17 protein-coding genes are annotated in these 15,713 nt (G+C 61.8%); 9 read left to right on the top strand and 8 right to left on the bottom strand.

Annotated elements, in window-relative coordinates; all coding sequences use genetic code 11:
* Positions 1-53 precede the first annotated feature (53 nt).
* A complete protein-coding gene (locus tag ICI42_RS21930) occupies positions 54-713 on the bottom strand; it encodes a DNA-3-methyladenine glycosylase family protein (protein ID WP_188166739.1) in 660 nt (219 codons plus the stop codon).
* An 87-nt stretch (positions 714-800) separates the two neighbouring features.
* On the opposite strand from ICI42_RS21930, the gene gluQRS reads away from it, so the two are divergent.
* Both gluQRS and ICI42_RS21920 read left to right on the top strand, forming a co-directional pair.
* The gene (gluQRS, locus tag ICI42_RS21925) at positions 801-1,679 is read left to right on the top strand and encodes a tRNA glutamyl-Q(34) synthetase GluQRS (protein WP_188166764.1); all 879 of its coding nucleotides are present in this window, start codon (positions 801-803) and stop codon (positions 1,677-1,679) included.
* A gap of 183 nt (positions 1,680-1,862) precedes the next feature.
* On the top strand, positions 1,863-2,753 hold the full coding sequence (locus ICI42_RS21920; RefSeq protein ID WP_188166738.1) for a DMT family transporter: 891 nt from the start codon (positions 1,863-1,865) through the stop codon (positions 2,751-2,753).
* On the opposite strand, the gene ICI42_RS21915 is transcribed toward ICI42_RS21920, so the two are convergent.
* Positions 2,720-3,571 (bottom strand): YihY/virulence factor BrkB family protein, encoded by an 852-nt coding sequence (locus tag ICI42_RS21915; RefSeq protein WP_188166737.1) that lies wholly within the window; start codon positions 3,569-3,571, stop codon positions 2,720-2,722. The genes ICI42_RS21920 and ICI42_RS21915 overlap by 34 nt on opposite strands.
* A gap of 66 nt (positions 3,572-3,637) precedes the next feature.
* On the opposite strand from ICI42_RS21915, the gene ICI42_RS21910 reads away from it, so the two are divergent.
* The 7 genes from ICI42_RS21910 to ICI42_RS21880 all read left to right on the top strand — a co-directional run bounded on the left by ICI42_RS21910 (position 3,638) and on the right by ICI42_RS21880 (position 9,019).
* Positions 3,638-4,510 (top strand): SDR family oxidoreductase, encoded by an 873-nt coding sequence (locus tag ICI42_RS21910; RefSeq protein ID WP_407945194.1) that lies wholly within the window; start codon positions 3,638-3,640, stop codon positions 4,508-4,510.
* An 11-nt stretch (positions 4,511-4,521) separates the two neighbouring features.
* Positions 4,522-4,713, top strand: a complete 192-nt coding sequence (locus tag ICI42_RS21905) for a twin transmembrane helix small protein (protein WP_188166736.1) — start codon at positions 4,522-4,524, stop codon at positions 4,711-4,713.
* Positions 4,714-4,728: 15 nt separating this feature from the next.
* Positions 4,729-5,310 (top strand): cob(I)yrinic acid a,c-diamide adenosyltransferase, encoded by a 582-nt coding sequence (locus tag ICI42_RS21900; protein WP_188166735.1) that lies wholly within the window; start codon positions 4,729-4,731, stop codon positions 5,308-5,310.
* Between the two features lie 32 nt (positions 5,311-5,342).
* Positions 5,343-6,059 carry a rhomboid family intramembrane serine protease gene (locus ICI42_RS21895; RefSeq protein WP_188166734.1) on the top strand — a complete coding sequence of 239 codons (717 nt, stop codon included), beginning with the start codon at positions 5,343-5,345 and terminating at the stop codon, positions 6,057-6,059.
* Between the two features lie 256 nt (positions 6,060-6,315).
* On the top strand, positions 6,316-7,062 hold the full coding sequence (locus ICI42_RS21890) for an electron transfer flavoprotein subunit beta/FixA family protein (RefSeq protein ID WP_188166733.1): 747 nt from the start codon (positions 6,316-6,318) through the stop codon (positions 7,060-7,062).
* 30 nt (positions 7,063-7,092) lie between these two features.
* Complete coding sequence (locus ICI42_RS21885; protein WP_188166732.1) at positions 7,093-8,022, top strand: electron transfer flavoprotein subunit alpha/FixB family protein; 930 nt, start codon at positions 7,093-7,095, stop codon at positions 8,020-8,022.
* Between the two features lie 115 nt (positions 8,023-8,137).
* Positions 8,138-9,019: a 3-hydroxybutyryl-CoA dehydrogenase gene (locus ICI42_RS21880; RefSeq protein ID WP_188166731.1), complete on the top strand. Its 882-nt coding sequence runs from the start codon at positions 8,138-8,140 to the stop codon at positions 9,017-9,019.
* Between the two features lie 9 nt (positions 9,020-9,028).
* Here the strand turns inward: ICI42_RS21880 and ICI42_RS21875 are convergent, their stop codons facing one another.
* The 6 genes from ICI42_RS21875 to ICI42_RS24215 all read right to left on the bottom strand — a co-directional run bounded on the left by ICI42_RS21875 (position 9,029) and on the right by ICI42_RS24215 (position 15,660).
* A complete protein-coding gene (locus tag ICI42_RS21875; RefSeq protein WP_188166730.1) occupies positions 9,029-9,817 on the bottom strand; it encodes a GGDEF domain-containing protein in 789 nt (262 codons plus the stop codon).
* 264 nt (positions 9,818-10,081) lie between these two features.
* On the bottom strand, positions 10,082-11,134 hold the full coding sequence (gene ugpC / locus ICI42_RS21870) for a sn-glycerol-3-phosphate ABC transporter ATP-binding protein UgpC (RefSeq protein WP_188166729.1): 1,053 nt from the start codon (positions 11,132-11,134) through the stop codon (positions 10,082-10,084).
* A gap of 5 nt (positions 11,135-11,139) precedes the next feature.
* Positions 11,140-11,988 carry a sn-glycerol-3-phosphate ABC transporter permease UgpE gene (gene ugpE, locus ICI42_RS21865; protein WP_188166762.1) on the bottom strand — a complete coding sequence of 283 codons (849 nt, stop codon included), beginning with the start codon at positions 11,986-11,988 and terminating at the stop codon, positions 11,140-11,142.
* A 73-nt stretch (positions 11,989-12,061) separates the two neighbouring features.
* Positions 12,062-12,946 carry a sn-glycerol-3-phosphate ABC transporter permease UgpA gene (gene ugpA / locus ICI42_RS21860; protein ID WP_188166728.1) on the bottom strand — a complete coding sequence of 295 codons (885 nt, stop codon included), beginning with the start codon at positions 12,944-12,946 and terminating at the stop codon, positions 12,062-12,064.
* Between the two features lie 162 nt (positions 12,947-13,108).
* Entirely contained in the window at positions 13,109-14,419 is a 1,311-nt protein-coding gene (gene ugpB, locus ICI42_RS21855) for a sn-glycerol-3-phosphate ABC transporter substrate-binding protein UgpB (protein WP_188166727.1), read from the bottom strand.
* A gap of 323 nt (positions 14,420-14,742) precedes the next feature.
* On the bottom strand, positions 14,743-15,660 hold the full coding sequence (locus tag ICI42_RS24215; RefSeq protein WP_330999222.1) for an AraC family transcriptional regulator: 918 nt from the start codon (positions 15,658-15,660) through the stop codon (positions 14,743-14,745).
* Between the last annotated feature and the right edge of the window lie 53 nt (positions 15,661-15,713).

Here is a 15,713-nt window from a genome sequence, read left to right as displayed (position 1 = left end):
AGGGATGTGAAGCGGTATGTAGGCCACAGGTAAGGCCAAATTTCGCTGGTTTCTCAGCTTTTTTCGGCGACAGGCACCGGCGGGGCGCCGTCTCGCCCCTTCATGGTGCGGTAATAAGCCCAAAAGAGCCGCGCGGCGACGCCCCGCCATGGCGACCATGATTCGGCAAGCCGAATCAGTTCCTTCTCTCCCGGTCGCGGATCGACGCCGAGCGCATGGCCGACGGCACTTTGCAGCGCCACGTCGCGCGCCGGAAAAATGTCGGGATGGCCGGCGGCAAACAGCAGGTAGACCTCCGCCGTCCACCGCCCGATGCCAGGCACCGCCACCAGACGGCCGATCGCCTCGTCGGCGTCGAGCACGCACAGGCCGTGAAAGTCGAGACCTTCGGCGCCGGCGCGCGCGGCGGCCAAAAGCGCCTTCTGCTTGGGTCGCGACAGGCCGGCCTGGCGGAAGATGTCTTCGTCGGCGGCAAGCAGCGCTTCCGGCGTCAGCGGGTCGAGCAAGCTCGTCAGCCGCCCGAAAATGGCGCGGGCGCTTGCGGTCGAAACCTGCTGCGAGACGATGATCGAGGCGAGGTTGGCAAAGCCGGGTTCGGACAGTCTGAGCGGCACCTCGCCGGCATGGGCGCGGATATGCGCGAGCCTTGGATCGGCCACACACAGGGCATCGAGACCGAGGGCGATGTCGTCGAGATTGCGAATGCGTTGCATGGGCTCTCTTGAAGCATACGGCCTGGCACAGTAGCAATCGCCCATGTCCTTAACCGTCCGAAACCTGCCGGCAGTGCGTTCTTGGCCATGACCAGGCCCGTCTTCCGCTTCGCGCCCAGCCCCAATGGCGAACTGCATCTCGGCCATGCCTTTTCGGCGCTGGTCAATGCCGGCATGGCCGAACGGACTGGCGGACGGCTTTTGCTGCGCATCGAAGACATCGACGCGACACGCTGCACGCCGGACTTCGAGGCAGGCATCCATCGCGACCTCGCCTGGCTCGGCGTAACGTTCGAACGGCCGGCGCGGCGTCAGTCGAAGCATTTCGACGACTATCGCGCGATGCTCGACAGGCTGATCGCAGACGATCTCGTATACCCTTCGTTTCTCAGCCGGGGCGCGGTTCGCGCTGCCATCGCTGAGCAGGAAGCCGCCGGCAAACCATGGCCGCGCGATCCCGACGGCGCGCCGTTGCATCCGCCCATGGAGCGTGTCCTGAGCCACGCCGAACGCAGCCGGCGTATCGCGGCCGGGGAACCCTTCGCCTGGCGTCTGGATGTCGACAAGGCATGCGATACGGTGGGGAGATCGCTCGACTGGACCGAATGGACGGACGAGAGAATGGCGGCATCCCAGCACGAAACCGCAGCGCCGCAGGCCTGGGGCGACGTCATCATCGCGCGCAAGGACGTGCCGACGAGCTATCATCTCTCGGTCGTGGTCGATGATGCCCTGCAAGGCATCACCCATGTGGTACGCGGGCGCGATCTGTTTTACGCGACGTCGATCCACCGGCTTTTGCAGGAGTTGCTCGGCTTGCCGCAGCCGACCTATTTCCACCATCGCCTGATCCTCGACGCGGAAGGCCGAAAGCTGTCGAAGAGCCTTCGCGATACCGGCCTTGCAGCGCTGCGCGGCCTTGGCAAAACGCCGGCCGATATCCGCGGCATGCTGGGTTTTAGCTAAGCGGCTTCTACGCGTTGGAAGGTGTTGGCAACCCTCCAGATGCCGCTACCAACCGCCCGCCTAAGGCGCAGCGCGTTCAGCCTAATGCATTTCATGGATCAACCGTTTCGTTTTGCGTGCCGCACCGTTCCGCATTAGAGCGAATGGGCCGGCGGTTGCGTGCGGCAAGCCCGGATAATCGTCATGACCTTCGCAGAGCGGCTCGTCGCCCCTTCCTTCGTGCTTCTTTGGGCCACTGGCTTCATCGGGGCACGTTATGCCATGCCGTGGGCGGAACCCTTGACCTTCCTGGCGCTGCGTTTCGGCATCGCGCTCCTCATCCTTGGCGCCCTGATGCTGGTGCTCGGTGCGCGCCGCCTGTCGCCCAGGGCCACCGGACATGCCGTGGTCGTCGGCATGCTGATGCACGGGCTTTATCTCGGCACCGTTTTCTGGGCGATCCGTCACGGCATGCCAGCGGGCATCGCGGCATTGGTGGCGGGCCTGCAGCCGCTGCTGACCGCGATCCTCGCCGGAGTGCTTTTGCGCGAGACCATCCTGCCGCGCCACTGGGTCGGGCTGGCAGCGGGCCTTGCAGGCGTTGTCCTGGTGCTTTGGCCTAAGCTCGGCATCTCCAACGCCGGCGTCACGCCGCAGACGCTGCTTGCCTGCTCGGTGTCGCTGGCATCGATCTGCGCGGGCACGATCTGGCAGAAGCGCTTCGCCACCGGCGGCGACATGGTGACTGGCGCCTTCTGGCAATATTTCGGCGCGCTGGTGCTGACGACGGCGGGCGCCTTTGCGTTCGAGACGCGCGAGGTCACCGTCAATGGCGAACTGATCTTCGCGCTCGCCTGGCTGGTGCTGGTGCTGTCTATCGGCGCCACCTTCCTGCTCATGCGGCTGATCCGGCGCGGGTCGGCGTCGAAGGTCGCGTCGCTGTTCTATCTCGTGCCGGCGGTGACGGCGGTCATCGCCTGGGCGTTGTTCGATGAAACCTTGACTGCCCTTCAGGTCGCCGGCATGGCGCTCGCCACCTTCGGCGTCGGTCTTGCCACGGTTCAGTTCGGCACGCGGGCGCGCGCTTCGCGATAGCGCAGGATCGCAGCGTTGAGCTCCCCGCCCAGGATGAAGATCGCCGACAAAATATAGAGGAACACGATGGCGATCATGATCGAGGCGAGGCCCGCATAGGTCGTCACGTAATTGGCGAAACCGTCAATGTAGCGCGCAAAGATGTTGGACCCGATCAGCCATGCCGCCAGGGTAAAGACGATGCCCGGCACCAGGCTGATCAGAGGACGCCGGCCCGAAGGCAGCCAGATATGCACTGAAAACAGCCCCAAGATGATCACCATCGTGGCGATGGTGTAACGCCAGACGGTGATGGTGCCCATATAGGGTGTGATCCATTCGAAATTCGCCTCGGCCACCCGTGCGAGCAGTGGCGCGAAGACCAGAAACACCGAGATCACCAAAAAGCCTGCGGTGGCGATGAGCACGAAGAAAATGCTCTGGAAGCGCCGGTAGAAGAACGACCTTGTTTCGCTGACGCGGTAGGCGCGGTTGAGCGAGGCGCGCACGGCTTCGATGCCGTTGGAGGCGAAAAAACCGGCGAGAACCACGCCATAGGTGAGAAGGTCGGTGCGCCGCACGGTCAGGACTCTGACGACTTCGTCGGCGATGGGCTGGGCCACGCGCTGCGGCCAGGTGTCGAAGATAATGTGCACGGCCGTATCGGCAAAGGCGTCGGCGCCGAGAAAACTGGCGAGCGTCGTGGCGAAGATCAGGAACGGGAACAGTGCCATAAGTGCGGTGATCGCCAGGTGACTGGCCATCGCCCATCCGTCATCGTCGTTGAAATGTCCGAGAGCGTCGTAGAGAACACGCTTGATGGCGACAATGGTCCGCATAATGCGCGTGTCTCCGAATCCGTCCGATTGTCTCCCCGCCGCGAATATGGGAAGGGAGAACGACATATGACAAGCAAGAATGAAGCTACGGCCTATCCGATGCCCGAGTTGCGCACAATCATCGTCACCGGCGCATCGTCCGGCATCGGCGCCTACGCTGCAAGGGCGCTGAAGGCGGAAGGCTGGCGCGTTTTCGCCACCGCGCGCAAGCCCGAGGACATCGCAGGCCTGGAGGCCGATGGCATCGAGGCCCTCTATCTCGACTATACCGACCATGATTCGATTGCCGCCCTTGTCGCAGATGTGCTCGAACGCACAGGCGGGACGCTCGACGCGCTCTACAACAATGGCGGCTACAACCAGGTAGGTGCGGTCGAGGACATGCCCGTTCAGGCCCTGCGCGACCAGTTCGAGACCAATGTGTTCGGCTGGCATGAACTGACCCGCCGCATCGTTCCGGTGATGCGGGCGCAAGGCCACGGCCGCATCGTCTGCTGCTCATCGATCCTGGCTCTGACGCCGACGCGCTTTCGCGGCGCCTATGCCGGCTCCAAGGCAGCACTGGAAGCGCTGATGCTGTGTCTGCGCCAGGAGTTGATTGGGACCGGCATCCACGTTTCGCTGATCGAGCCCGGCCCGATCCGCAGCAAGATCGCCAGCAACGGCCTGCCCTGGTTCCGGCGCTACATCGACATCGAGAACTCCGTCCACCGCGACGCCTACCAGACCCAGCTCGCCCGCCTGTCGAGCGGCGGCACCCAGTCCCGTCTCAAGCTCGGCCCGGAGGCGGTCTATGCGGCACTCGGACACGCCTTATTGTCCAAGCGCCCCAAGCCGCACTATGTGGTGACGACACCCGCGAAAGTGGCGATGGCGCTGAAACGCCTGCTGCCGGCTGCGACGCTTTACGGTCTGCTCGCCCGCCGTGGCGGCAACTAGGAAAAAAGACCATGTCCACAGTCTTCAACGTCTTAGCCATTCTGTTCATGGTCGCCGTGGTAATCGTGCTCATCCGTGGCCTGATCAACCTTTTGAAGGGCGGCTCGGGCAGCACTTCCAACAAGCTCATGCAGGCGCGCGTGGTGCTGCAATTCGTTGCGCTCTGCCTGATCATGGCCGCGCTTTATTTCAAAGGCGGCTGACGGGAGAACGCGCCTATGGTCAAGCTCAATAAGATTTACACCCGCACCGGCGACGACGGAACGACCGGTCTCGGCTCCGGCGAACGCAGGCTGAAATCCGACATCAGGGTCGAGGCCTACGGCACGGTCGACGAGGCCAATGCCTGCATCGGCATGGCGCGCGTCCACACCGGCACCTCCCACCCCGAACTCGACGCCATGCTGAACCGCATCCAGAACGACATGTTCGACCTTGGCGCCGATCTGTCCACGCCCGACACTGGCAAGGATTTGGGCTACGAGCCGTTGCGCATCATCGCTTCCCAGACCGAGCGGGTGGAAACCGACATCGACACGCTCAACGCGCGGCTTCAGCCGCTCAAATCCTTCGTGCTCAACGGCGGCTCGCCCGCCGCCGCAGCATTGCATCTCGCCCGCACCGTCGCACGCCGCGCCGAGCGCCTGATGGTCGCGCTGGCCCAAGACCCGGCTGAACACGTCAACCGCGAGGGCATCCGCTACATCAATCGCGTTTCGGACCTTCTGTTCGTCGCCGCCCGGATCGCCAATGACAACGGAAATGCCGACGTGCTATGGGTTCCCGGCAAAAACCGCTGACAATGACACTTTGAGGGGAGCGGAAGCCCGCAATGTTCATTCCGCTTCACGACGCCAACGCCCTGCGCTACATTCGCAAGCAATATGTTACGATCGGCCTGATCGTCGTCAACGTGCTTGTCTACGCTTTCACCTATGTCTCGTCCGAGGAAGTCCAGACCGCGGCCGTGCTTGGCCTCGGCTACATTCCGGCATTGGTGCATGATCTCGCCGATTTGCCTCCGCAATATCAGTTGATCCCGGAAGATCTAAGCTACATCAGCTACGCCTTCCTGCATGGCAGCCTGCTTCATCTCGGCGGCAACATGCTGTTTCTCTGGGTGTTCGGCGACAATGTCGAGGACGCGTTGGGCCATGTGCGTTTTCTGATCTTCTATCTGCTCTGCGCAGCCGCCGGGGCCTTCGTACATGGTCTTGTCGCGCCTCAATCGCAGGTGCCGCTGATCGGCGCCTCCGGCGCCATCGCCGGCATCGTCGCCGCTTATCTCATCCTGCATCCGCGGGTTAAAATTTGGGTTCTGGCCTTTGCACGCATACCGCTGCGCCTGCCAGCATGGCTCGTGCTCGCATTGTGGATCGCTATGCAGTTTGCCATGCTCGGTTTTGCCGGCGACGAGGAAATATCCTGGGCAGCTCATGTCGGCGGGATCATAGCTGGCGCCACACTGGTGGTGTTTTTGCGCAAACGCGGTGTGCCGCTTTTCGACAAGGGACTGGTGACGGTGGTGCCCGCGGCGGCTACGCGTTGATGCAAGCCTGATGACGACGCGTGTTAGGCTGGCGACTTTATGGAAGCGTGCCGCTTCAACCGATTTGAAGCGCCAGCATATATTGACGGTGCGGTCGGGCGCAACTACGGTCCGCCCCGCTTCCGGAAGCCGTGCTCGCCACCGGAGGCGAGGCGGATAGATGTTTTTCCCGTCCTGATGTCGCGGCCTGGCAAATCTCCCGGCCTGCCCGATGTTAAGGAGCGGTTTCCTGATGTGTCGGAGAGGATTGCATTCCATGAAAATTTTGGTCCCGGTTAAGCGGGTTGTCGATTACAACGTGAAGATCCGGGTGAAGTCGGACGGTTCGGGCGTCGAGCTCGCGAATGTGAAGATGTCGATGAACCCGTTCGACGAGATCGCCGTCGAGGAAGCCTTGCGGCTGAAGGAAGCCGGCAAGGCCGAGGAAGTCATCGTGGTCTCCATCGGCGTGCAGCAAGCGCAGGAAACGCTGCGCACAGCGCTTGCCATGGGTGCCGACCGCGCAATCCTGGTCAAGGTCGACGGTCCGGTCGAGCCGCTGGGCGTCGCCAAGGTGCTGAAGGGCGTGGTCGACGCCGAACAGCCAGGCCTTGTGATCCTGGGCAAGCAGGCGATCGACGACGACAGCAACCAGACCGGCCAGATGCTGGCTGCTCTGCTCGGCTGGGCACAGGGCACCTTCGCCTCCAAGGTCGAGATCGACGGCGAGACCGCCAAGGTCACGCGCGAAGTCGATGGCGGCCTGCAGACGGTATCCTTGAAGCTGCCGGCCATTGTCACCACCGACCTGCGTCTGAACCAGCCGCGCTATGCCTCGCTGCCCAACATCATGAAGGCCAAGAAGAAGCCGCTGGACGAGAAGTCGCCGGCCGATTTCGGCGCCGATGTCGCGCCGCGCCTGAAGGTCTTGAAGACCGAAGAGCCGGGTGGCCGCAAGGCCGGCGTCAAGGTCAAGGACGTCGCCGAACTGGTCTCAAACCTCAAATCCGCCGGCGTGATCTGAGTTCGGAACGGAAAGAAGGAACAAAACAAAATGGCAATTCTTCTGATCGCCGAACACGACAACGCAACCCTGTCGGACCAGACCGCAAAGACGCTCACCGCTGCGAGCAAGATCGGCGGCGATGTCGACATGCTGGTTGCCGGCAAGGGCGCAAAGGCCGCGGCCGATGCGGCTGCGAAACTCTCCGGTGTCCGCAAGGTGCTGCTGGCCGAAAGCGACGACCTCGAACAGCGCCTCGCCGAGCCGCTGGCAGCGCTCGTCGTCTCGCTCGCAGCCGACTACGACACCATCCTTGCCCCGGCCACCGCGGCGGGCAAGAACGTTGCACCGCGCATTGCAGCGCTGCTCGACGTCGCGCAGATATCCGAGATCATCGAGGTCGTCTCCGCCGACACGTTCAAGCGTCCGATCTATGCCGGCAACGCCATCCAGACGGTCCAGTCGACGGATGCCAAGAAGGTGATCACGGTCCGCACCGCCTCGTTCCAGGCGGCGGGCGAAGGCGGCTCGGCTTCAGTCGAGAGCATTGGCGCGGCCGAGAACCCGGGCCTGTCGACCTTTGTCGAGAACCGTCTGTCTGAGAGCGACCGCCCCGAACTGACCTCGGCGAAGATCATCATCTCGGGCGGCCGTGCCTTGGGTTCCGCCGAGAAGTTCGAAGAGGTCATCCTGCCCGTCGCCGACAAGCTTGGCGCCGCCGTGGGCGCATCCCGCGCGGCGGTCGATGCGGGCTACGCGCCCAACGACTGGCAGGTCGGCCAGACCGGCAAGGTGGTCGCGCCCGAGCTCTACATCGCGGTCGGCATTTCGGGCGCTATCCAGCATCTCGCCGGCATGAAGGACTCGAAGGTCATCGTCGCCATCAACAAGGACGAGGAAGCCCCGATCTTCCAGGTCGCGGATTACGGCCTCGTCGGCGACCTTTTCTCCATCCTGCCCGAGCTTGAAAAGGCGCTTTGACGGCGCTGAAACAAAAACTTAGATTTGCTGATGGCCGGGGTAGACGAAACCTACCCCGGCCATTTAGTGTGCGTTGCACAATAAGAATACCAAAATTCACTGACGGGGTGGAAAAATGGCTGCAAAGATCAAAACGGTCGGCATCATTGGCGCCGGTCAGATGGGCGGCGGCATTGCCCATGTCTCAGCGCTCGCCGGCTTCAACGTCCTTCTCTATGATATTTCCCAGGACCGTATCGAAAAGGGCATAGCCACGATCAGCGGCAACATGGCGCGCCAGGTTTCCGGCGGCAAGCTGGACGATGCGGTGCGCCAGAAGGCGATAAGCCTGATCGCTCCGGCCAACGCCATGGCCGACCTCGCGGGTGCGGATCTCGTCATAGAGGCCGCCACCGAAGACGAGACCGTCAAGCGCAAGATCTACGCCCAGCTCTGCCCGCAATTGAACCCTGAAGCCATTCTGGCGACCAACACCTCGTCGATCTCCATTACCCGTCTGGCATCGCAGACCGACCGTCCCGAGCGTTTCATCGGCATTCACTTCATGAACCCGGTGCCGGTGATGAAGCTGGTGGAGCTGGTACGCGGCATCGCCACCGAGGACGTGACCTTCGAAGCCTCGAAGGAATATGTCCGCGCGCTCGACAAGACCATCACGGTCTCGGAGGATTTCCCTGCCTTCATCGTCAACCGCATCCTTCTGCCGATGATCAACGAGGCGATCTACACGCTGTATGAAGGCGTAGGCTCCGTCGAAGCCATCGATACGGCGATGAAGCTCGGCGCCAACCATCCGATGGGGCCGCTGCAGCTCGCCGACTTCATCGGCCTCGACACCTGCCTGTCGATCATGCAGGTGCTGCATGACGGGCTGTCGGATTCGAAATACCGCCCCTGCCCGCTCCTGGTGAAATATGTCGAGGCCGGCTGGCTGGGCCGCAAGACCGGGCGCGGCTTCTACGACTATCGTGGCGAACACCCGGTGCCGACGCGCTAAGCGGCCGCGCTACTGCAAATATCCTTGCCTCTGTTCCAGCCCGCCTCCATGCGGCAATGGCGACAGCTCGACGCGGTTGCGACCGCCTTCCTTCGCCACATAGAGGAAGCGATCGGCGATGCGATACAGCTCGGCGAAGGTGGATGGCGCATCGAAGACGGCTCCGCCCACTGAGATCGACAGGGCATGCATGTGACCGCCTGGCGTAAAGCGTGTGTCGGCAACCGCGCGACGCATGCGTTCCGCTACATCGACCGCGTTGACCGGGGTGGCTCCCGGCAGGAAAATGCCGAACTCCTCGCCGCCCAGCCGTCCAACCACGTCGCCCTCGCGCACGCAGGCTGAGATGACCGCCGCGATCAGTTGCAGCGCCTCGTCGCCTTCACTGTGGCCGAAACGGTCGTTGATGGATTTGAAGTGGTCGGCATCCACAACCAGCAGGGCGCCCCGAGACAGCTTTGAGCCTTTCGGCGGGCTGGTGTGAAAGTATCGCTCCACCTTCTCGGCGAAGGCGCCTCGGTTCAGGCACCCCGTCATGCTGTCGGTGGACGCAGCAATCGCCAGCTTATGGTTGACGATGGCCAGTTCGCGCAGCTTGAGCGAGAGATAAAAGAACAGCGGGCCTGCCAGCAGGATCGGAAGTATGACCGCGACGAGCAATATGAGATGCAACAGCTCGCCGGCAGCGTCCTTGAATGCGATGTAGGTGAAGCCGACGGAAAAAAGGACGCAACCGAGGGTGCCGAAAATCGTCCATCGAGCCAGCCTCAGCCATGCCGTGCGCGACAATGACTTCATTCCCCGCCGCAAGACCCCTCGACCTTTCAAATGACGCTACGTAAACCTTTATAACCGACAAAGAACACAGGTAGGAAGAAATCTTAGCCTTCAAGCGCCGCACATTGCAGCGGAGCGCGCCCACATGTTTCAATCAGACCAGATTTCAACAAGACATAATCTGCAATTATAAGCCGCAAACTCATCGCAACAGATGCACGCCGTGACGGCGAAACGGCAGCTGTTCCACTGCCATTTTTTCACACCGCCGAAAATTGATTGCGCTTAGCCGACCCGTTTGCCGGCCTGATCGAACCAGTGCAGCTTGTCGGCCGGAACCAGCACGCGCAGGCGATCGCCCGGTTGCGCTATGGCCCGCCCCGGCACCCGCACCACGATGCGACCGCCACCGGTTGCGCTGTAGAGAAAGCTTTCCGCGCCCACGGGCTCAACCGCTTCCACCTGCGCTTCCAGGTCCATGCCGTCCGCCGCGTCATGCGCGGCATCGGCGAGTTCGACATCCTCGGGCCGGAAGCCCAGGGTCGCGGCACTCGGCGGCACGGGAGAAACCAGCTTGGTCCCCTCCGGCAGCGCGTTGCCGGCAAGCGCGATCAGGTTCATCGGCGGCGCGCCGATGAAGCTTGCCACGAAGGTCGAAGCCGGCTTTTCGTAGATGTCGAGCGGCGCACCCGCCTGCTCGACCAGCCCGCCATTCATCACCACCAGCACGTCTGCCAGCGTCATCGCCTCGAGCTGGTCGTGGGTGACATAAACCGACGTCACGCCCAGCGAGCGCTGCAGATTCTTGATCTCGACGCGCATCTGCCCACGCAGCTTGGCGTCCAGGTTGGACAATGGCTCGTCGAACAGGAAGACTTTCGGGTTGCGCACAATGGCGCGGCCCATCGCAACGCGCTGCCGCTGGCCGCCTGAGAGTTCGCGCGGCCGCCGATCCAGCAGATGCGCCAGTTCCAGCGTCTTTGCGGTATCGCGCACACGGCGGTCGATCTCGTCCTTCGGCGTACCGCGGTTGCGCAGGCCGTAAGCCATATTGTCGTAGACCTTCATATGCGGATAGAGCGCATAGTTCTGAAACACCATGGCTATGTCGCGCTCGGTCGGCCCGACAGTGTTGACCACCTTGCCGTCGATGGAAACTTCGCCCGAAGAAATGGTTTCCAGCCCCGCGATCATGCGCAGGAGCGTGGACTTGCCGCAGCCCGACGGCCCGACGAGCACGCACAGCGCCTTGTCGGGAATGGCGATGGATACGCCTTTCACGGCCTCCACCCCGCCGGCATAGACTTTCCGGACATCCTTGAGGTCGACAGTGGCCATGCTGGTTATTTCTCCGTATCGACGAGACCGCGCACGAACCAGCGCTGCATCAGCAGCACCACGAGGATCGGCGGGATGATGGCGAGCATCGATGTGACCATCACGAGATGCCATTGCGTATCGGCATCGGCGAAGGAGATCATCTTCTTCAGCGCGATGACGATGGTGTTCATGTCGTTCCTGTTGGTCATCAGCAGCGGCCACAAATATTGCGTCCAGCCATAGATGAACAGGATGACGAAGAGGGCAGCGATATTGGTACGCGACAGGGGCAGCAGGATGTCCTTGAAGAACCGGTACGGCCCGGCACCGTCGACGCGCGCGGCCTCGACCAGTTCCCCCGGAATGGTCAGGAAGAATTGGCGGAACAGCAGTGTCGCGGTGGCCGACGCCATCAGCGGCAGCGTCAGCCCCGTATAGGTGTCGATCAGCCCGAGATCCGACATCACCTTGTAGGTCGGCATGATGCGCACTTCCACCGGCAGCATCAGGGTGATGAAGATGATCCAGAAGAACACCATGCGGAACGGGAAGCGGAAGAACACGATGGCATAGGCCGACAGGATCGAAATGATGATCTTGCCGATAGCGATCGCCAGCGCCACCACCATGGTGTTGAACAGAAGCGTGCTGACGGCGACGCCGCCGATACGCCCGACCCCGCCGAACAACGCTTCCGAATAGTTTTCGAAGAACTGGTCGCCTGGCAGCAGCGGCAGCGGCGGCCGCAGGATCGTCTGCAGCGTATGGGTCGACGCCACGAAGGTATAGTAGATCGGGAAGGCGACGATGACGATGCCAAGGATCAGGACGGCATGCGCGATATAACGCGACGAACGACTGACGCCGAGCATGGCGCCGTCTTCCTTGCGCCCGAGCACGGCGGCGGTCGATGTGGCTTTCCCCGGTGCCACGGCGACGGGTGTATCAACCATAATGCACCTTCCGTTCGACATAGCGGAACTGGACAGCGGTCAGCGCGATGACGATTACCATCAGGATCACCGACTGCGCCGCCGACACGCCCATCAACTGGTTCAGCGCGCCGTCGCTATAGACCTTGTAGACCAGCGTTTCCGTAGAGCGGCCCGGGCCGCCGCCGGTCACGGCATGGATGATGCCGAACGTGTCGAACAGCGCATAGACGGTGTTGACCACGAGCAGGAAGAAGGTCGTCGGCGCCAGAAGCGGGAAGATAATCGTCCAGAAGCGCTTGGTCTCGCGCGCACCGTCGATGGCAGCCGCTTCGATCAGCGCCTTGGGGATCGCCTGCAAGCCGGCGACGAAGAACAGGAAGTTGTAGCTGATCTGCTTCCAGGCAGCCGCCGAGACCACCAGGATCATCGCATCCGTGCCATTGAGCAGCGGGTCCCAGCGGATGCCCAGCGACCGCAGGCCGATGGCGAGCGAGCCGATGGACGGACTGAACAGGAACAGCCACAGCATGCCGGCGATGGCGGGCGCCACCGCATACGGCCAGATCATCAGCGTGCGATAGAGCCCACGTCCCTTGATGACCTTGTCGGCCATGACGGCAAGCAGCAATGCCACCGCCATGGAGACGAAGGCGGTGGAGACCGAAAAGACCGCCGTTACCTGCAGCGAGTTGAGATAGCCGGGATCGCTCAAGACGCGCTTGAAATTGTCGAACCAGACGAATTTGGAATTCAGCCCGAACGGGTCTTCCCTGAGCGTCGACTGGTAGACCGCCTGAGAGGCGGGCCAGTAGAAAAAGATCAGCGTGATCGCCAGCTGCGGCGCGACCAGTAGATAGGGCAGGACCTTGTTGGGAAAGACCACGCGTGGGGACAAAGGGCTCGGCTCCTTTTACCCTCCCCCTTGCGGGGAGGGTCGACGAACAGTCTGAACGAAGTGAAGACTATGAAGCAGGGTGGGGGCTCGACAGACACTGTCTCAACCCCACCCCAACGCTCTATGCCGACCCTCCCACAAGGGGGAGGGTGACAGCCTGCATCAATTCCCCAGCGCTTCCTGGATTGCCTTGTTGCCGCGTTCGACCGCGCTGTCGAGCGCCTGCTGGGCAGTCTGCTGACCGGCGAGCATCTTCTCGAATTCCTCGTTCATGATATCGCGGACCTGCGGCAGGTTGACGAGGCGGACGCCTTTGGAATTCTCCGTCGGAGCCTTGCCCATCATCTGCTTGATCGGGATTTCGCGCGCCGGGTTCTTCTCGTAGAAGCCCGAAGCCTTGGTATCCTCGTAAGCAGCCAGCGTCACCGGCAGGTAGCCGGAAACCTGATGCAGGCGCGACTGGATCTTGGTCTGCGACAGGAACTCGAAGAACGCAGCGATACCCTTGTACTGCTCGTCCGACTTGCCCGCGAAGACCCAGAGCGAAGCGCCACCGGGGATGGTGTTCTGCGGAGCGCCCTCGACGCCCTGTTCGTAAGGCAGTGAGCCGGTGCCGTAGTTCATGCCCGACTTGACCACGTCGCCCAGGCCGCCGGAGGATTCGGTCATGATGCCGCATTCGCCGGAGAGGAAGAGCTGCTTGGCTTCCGACGTGCGGCCGCCATATTTGAACGTGCCGTCCTTGGCCAGATCGGCCAGATCCTGGAAGTGCTTGACGAAGACCGGCGCGTTGATCTTCAGCTCGACGTCGGTTCCGGCGATTCCGTTCTCATTGGTGCCGTATTGCTGGTTGTTCCAGGCAGCGAAGTTCTCGGTCTGGATCCAGGTCAGCCATGTCGAGGTGAAGCCGCAATTGGCCGCGCCGCTGGTCTTGATCTTCTTGGCGGCGTCCCAAACCTCGGCCCAGGTCTTGGGCGGGTTTTCGGCATCGAGGCCGGCTTTCTGGAACACGTCCTTGTTGTAGTAGAGGATCGGCGACGACGAATTATACGGGAACGACAGCATCGTGCCGTCGGGCTTCGAATAGTAAGACACAATGCCGCCGAGATACTGGCTCTTGTCGAACGGTTTGCCGCCCATCGAGAGAATGTCGGCGACCGGCTTCATAGCCTCTTCAGCGCCCATCATCACGCCGGTACCGGCGTCGAAGACCTGGATGATGTCCGGCGCCTGCTTGGCGCGGAATGCGGCGATGCCGGCGTTCAGCGCTTCGGGATAGGTGCCCTTGAAAACCGGAACGACCTTGTATTCGCTCTGGCTTTCGTTGAATTCCTTGGAAAGCGTCTCCACCACTTCGTTGTTGGCGCCGGTCATGGCGTGCCACCATGAAATCTCGGTCACGGCGAAGGCGGAGGTGCTGTAAAAGAGGGATGCTGTCGCGGCAAGGCCTGCCGCTACGCCATAGGCTTTCATTGTCTCGCTCCCGGTCTGGTTGGCGAAAGGGTTAAGTTTCGCAGGCACCAGTATTGTCGGATTATGACAGCGCCACAACCGTTTTGTTACGTTCGGATGACTATTCACACCAAATTCGTATTGCTTTCGGTTTTTTCACAACGATTCCAACACTCTTGGCCGCTGCTGGATTTAAAGGGTTTTCATTCCGCAGGGGAAACCGGCTTTCATATTCGAAAGAAAAACGAAATTTCGGGTAAACCGGCGGCCTTGGTGGGACGATTAGGCCGCGGTGAAGGAGTGATGGGTTGATGGTGGTTCGCGGTGTTGCAAGATATCGGCGATCACAGCCGGTGGCTTCGGCGATATTGTGCGGGTGATGTTCCTTGTACGCGTCGGAAACGCGCGCTGAAGGCGCTATCGGAGTCGTAGCCGAGCTTGGATGCAATCTGGGGAATAGATAAAGTCGTGCTGCGAAGGTGCGTGGCAGCGAGACGCATGCGCCAACTGGTGAGATAGTCCATCGGGGCTTGGTCGAGCCGACGACGAAATTCCGCGGCAAAAGCAGATCGCGACTGTCCAGCCAGGCGGGCAAGCGCTTCAACCGTCCACGAGCGCGCAGGATCGGCATGGATCGCATGCAGCGCTCTTGCTATCCGTGGATCTCCGAGCCCCGCGAACCAGCCCGAAGCCGGCAAGAGCCCCGATTCAATGCGGCTGCGCAGAACCTGAATGAAGATGATGCGCAACAAATCGTTGCATAACAGGCGCGCGCCCGGCGCCCCGCTGTCCCATTCCCGATCGAGTTCTGACAGCAGCCAAGAGATCGATGCGGCACTGCCGCCACGAATGACCATTGTCGGCGGCAAGGCTTGGGCCAGGAAAAGACCGTCGATTTTATCGACCGCTACGCTTCCACCGAGGATGGAAAAACCATCGCCTTCGCCGATCTGGGCAGCCATGCTGTTTTCGCCGAAGATTTCGCGTGCCGGTATCGGGGTTATCGACGGTCCACTGGCGAGAGTGAAGGCCGACTGCGCGATGACCACGCAGTCCCCTGACGACAAAAGGGCCGGTTCCTGGCCTCCGACCAACAGCCAGCAGGCACCGCGGCGAACGGCATTGAACTTGATCTGGGCCGGCATGGGAAACTGTATTGCCCAGTCTCCGCCCGCGACAAGCGAAATGGAGCATACCGCACGCGCCTGAATGGCCGTCAAAATATCCGAAAGGGCGTCGTGGGATTGTTCTTGGACGATCACGATGAAAATCTGGATTTTTGAAGCTGGTTCATCTCACCGTCTAACCTCTATCT

Source organism: Oryzicola mucosus (assembly GCF_014534685.1).
Lineage (GTDB): Bacteria > Pseudomonadota > Alphaproteobacteria > Rhizobiales > Rhizobiaceae > Oryzicola > Oryzicola mucosus.
This window is presented reverse-complemented; position numbering and strand designations above follow the sequence as displayed.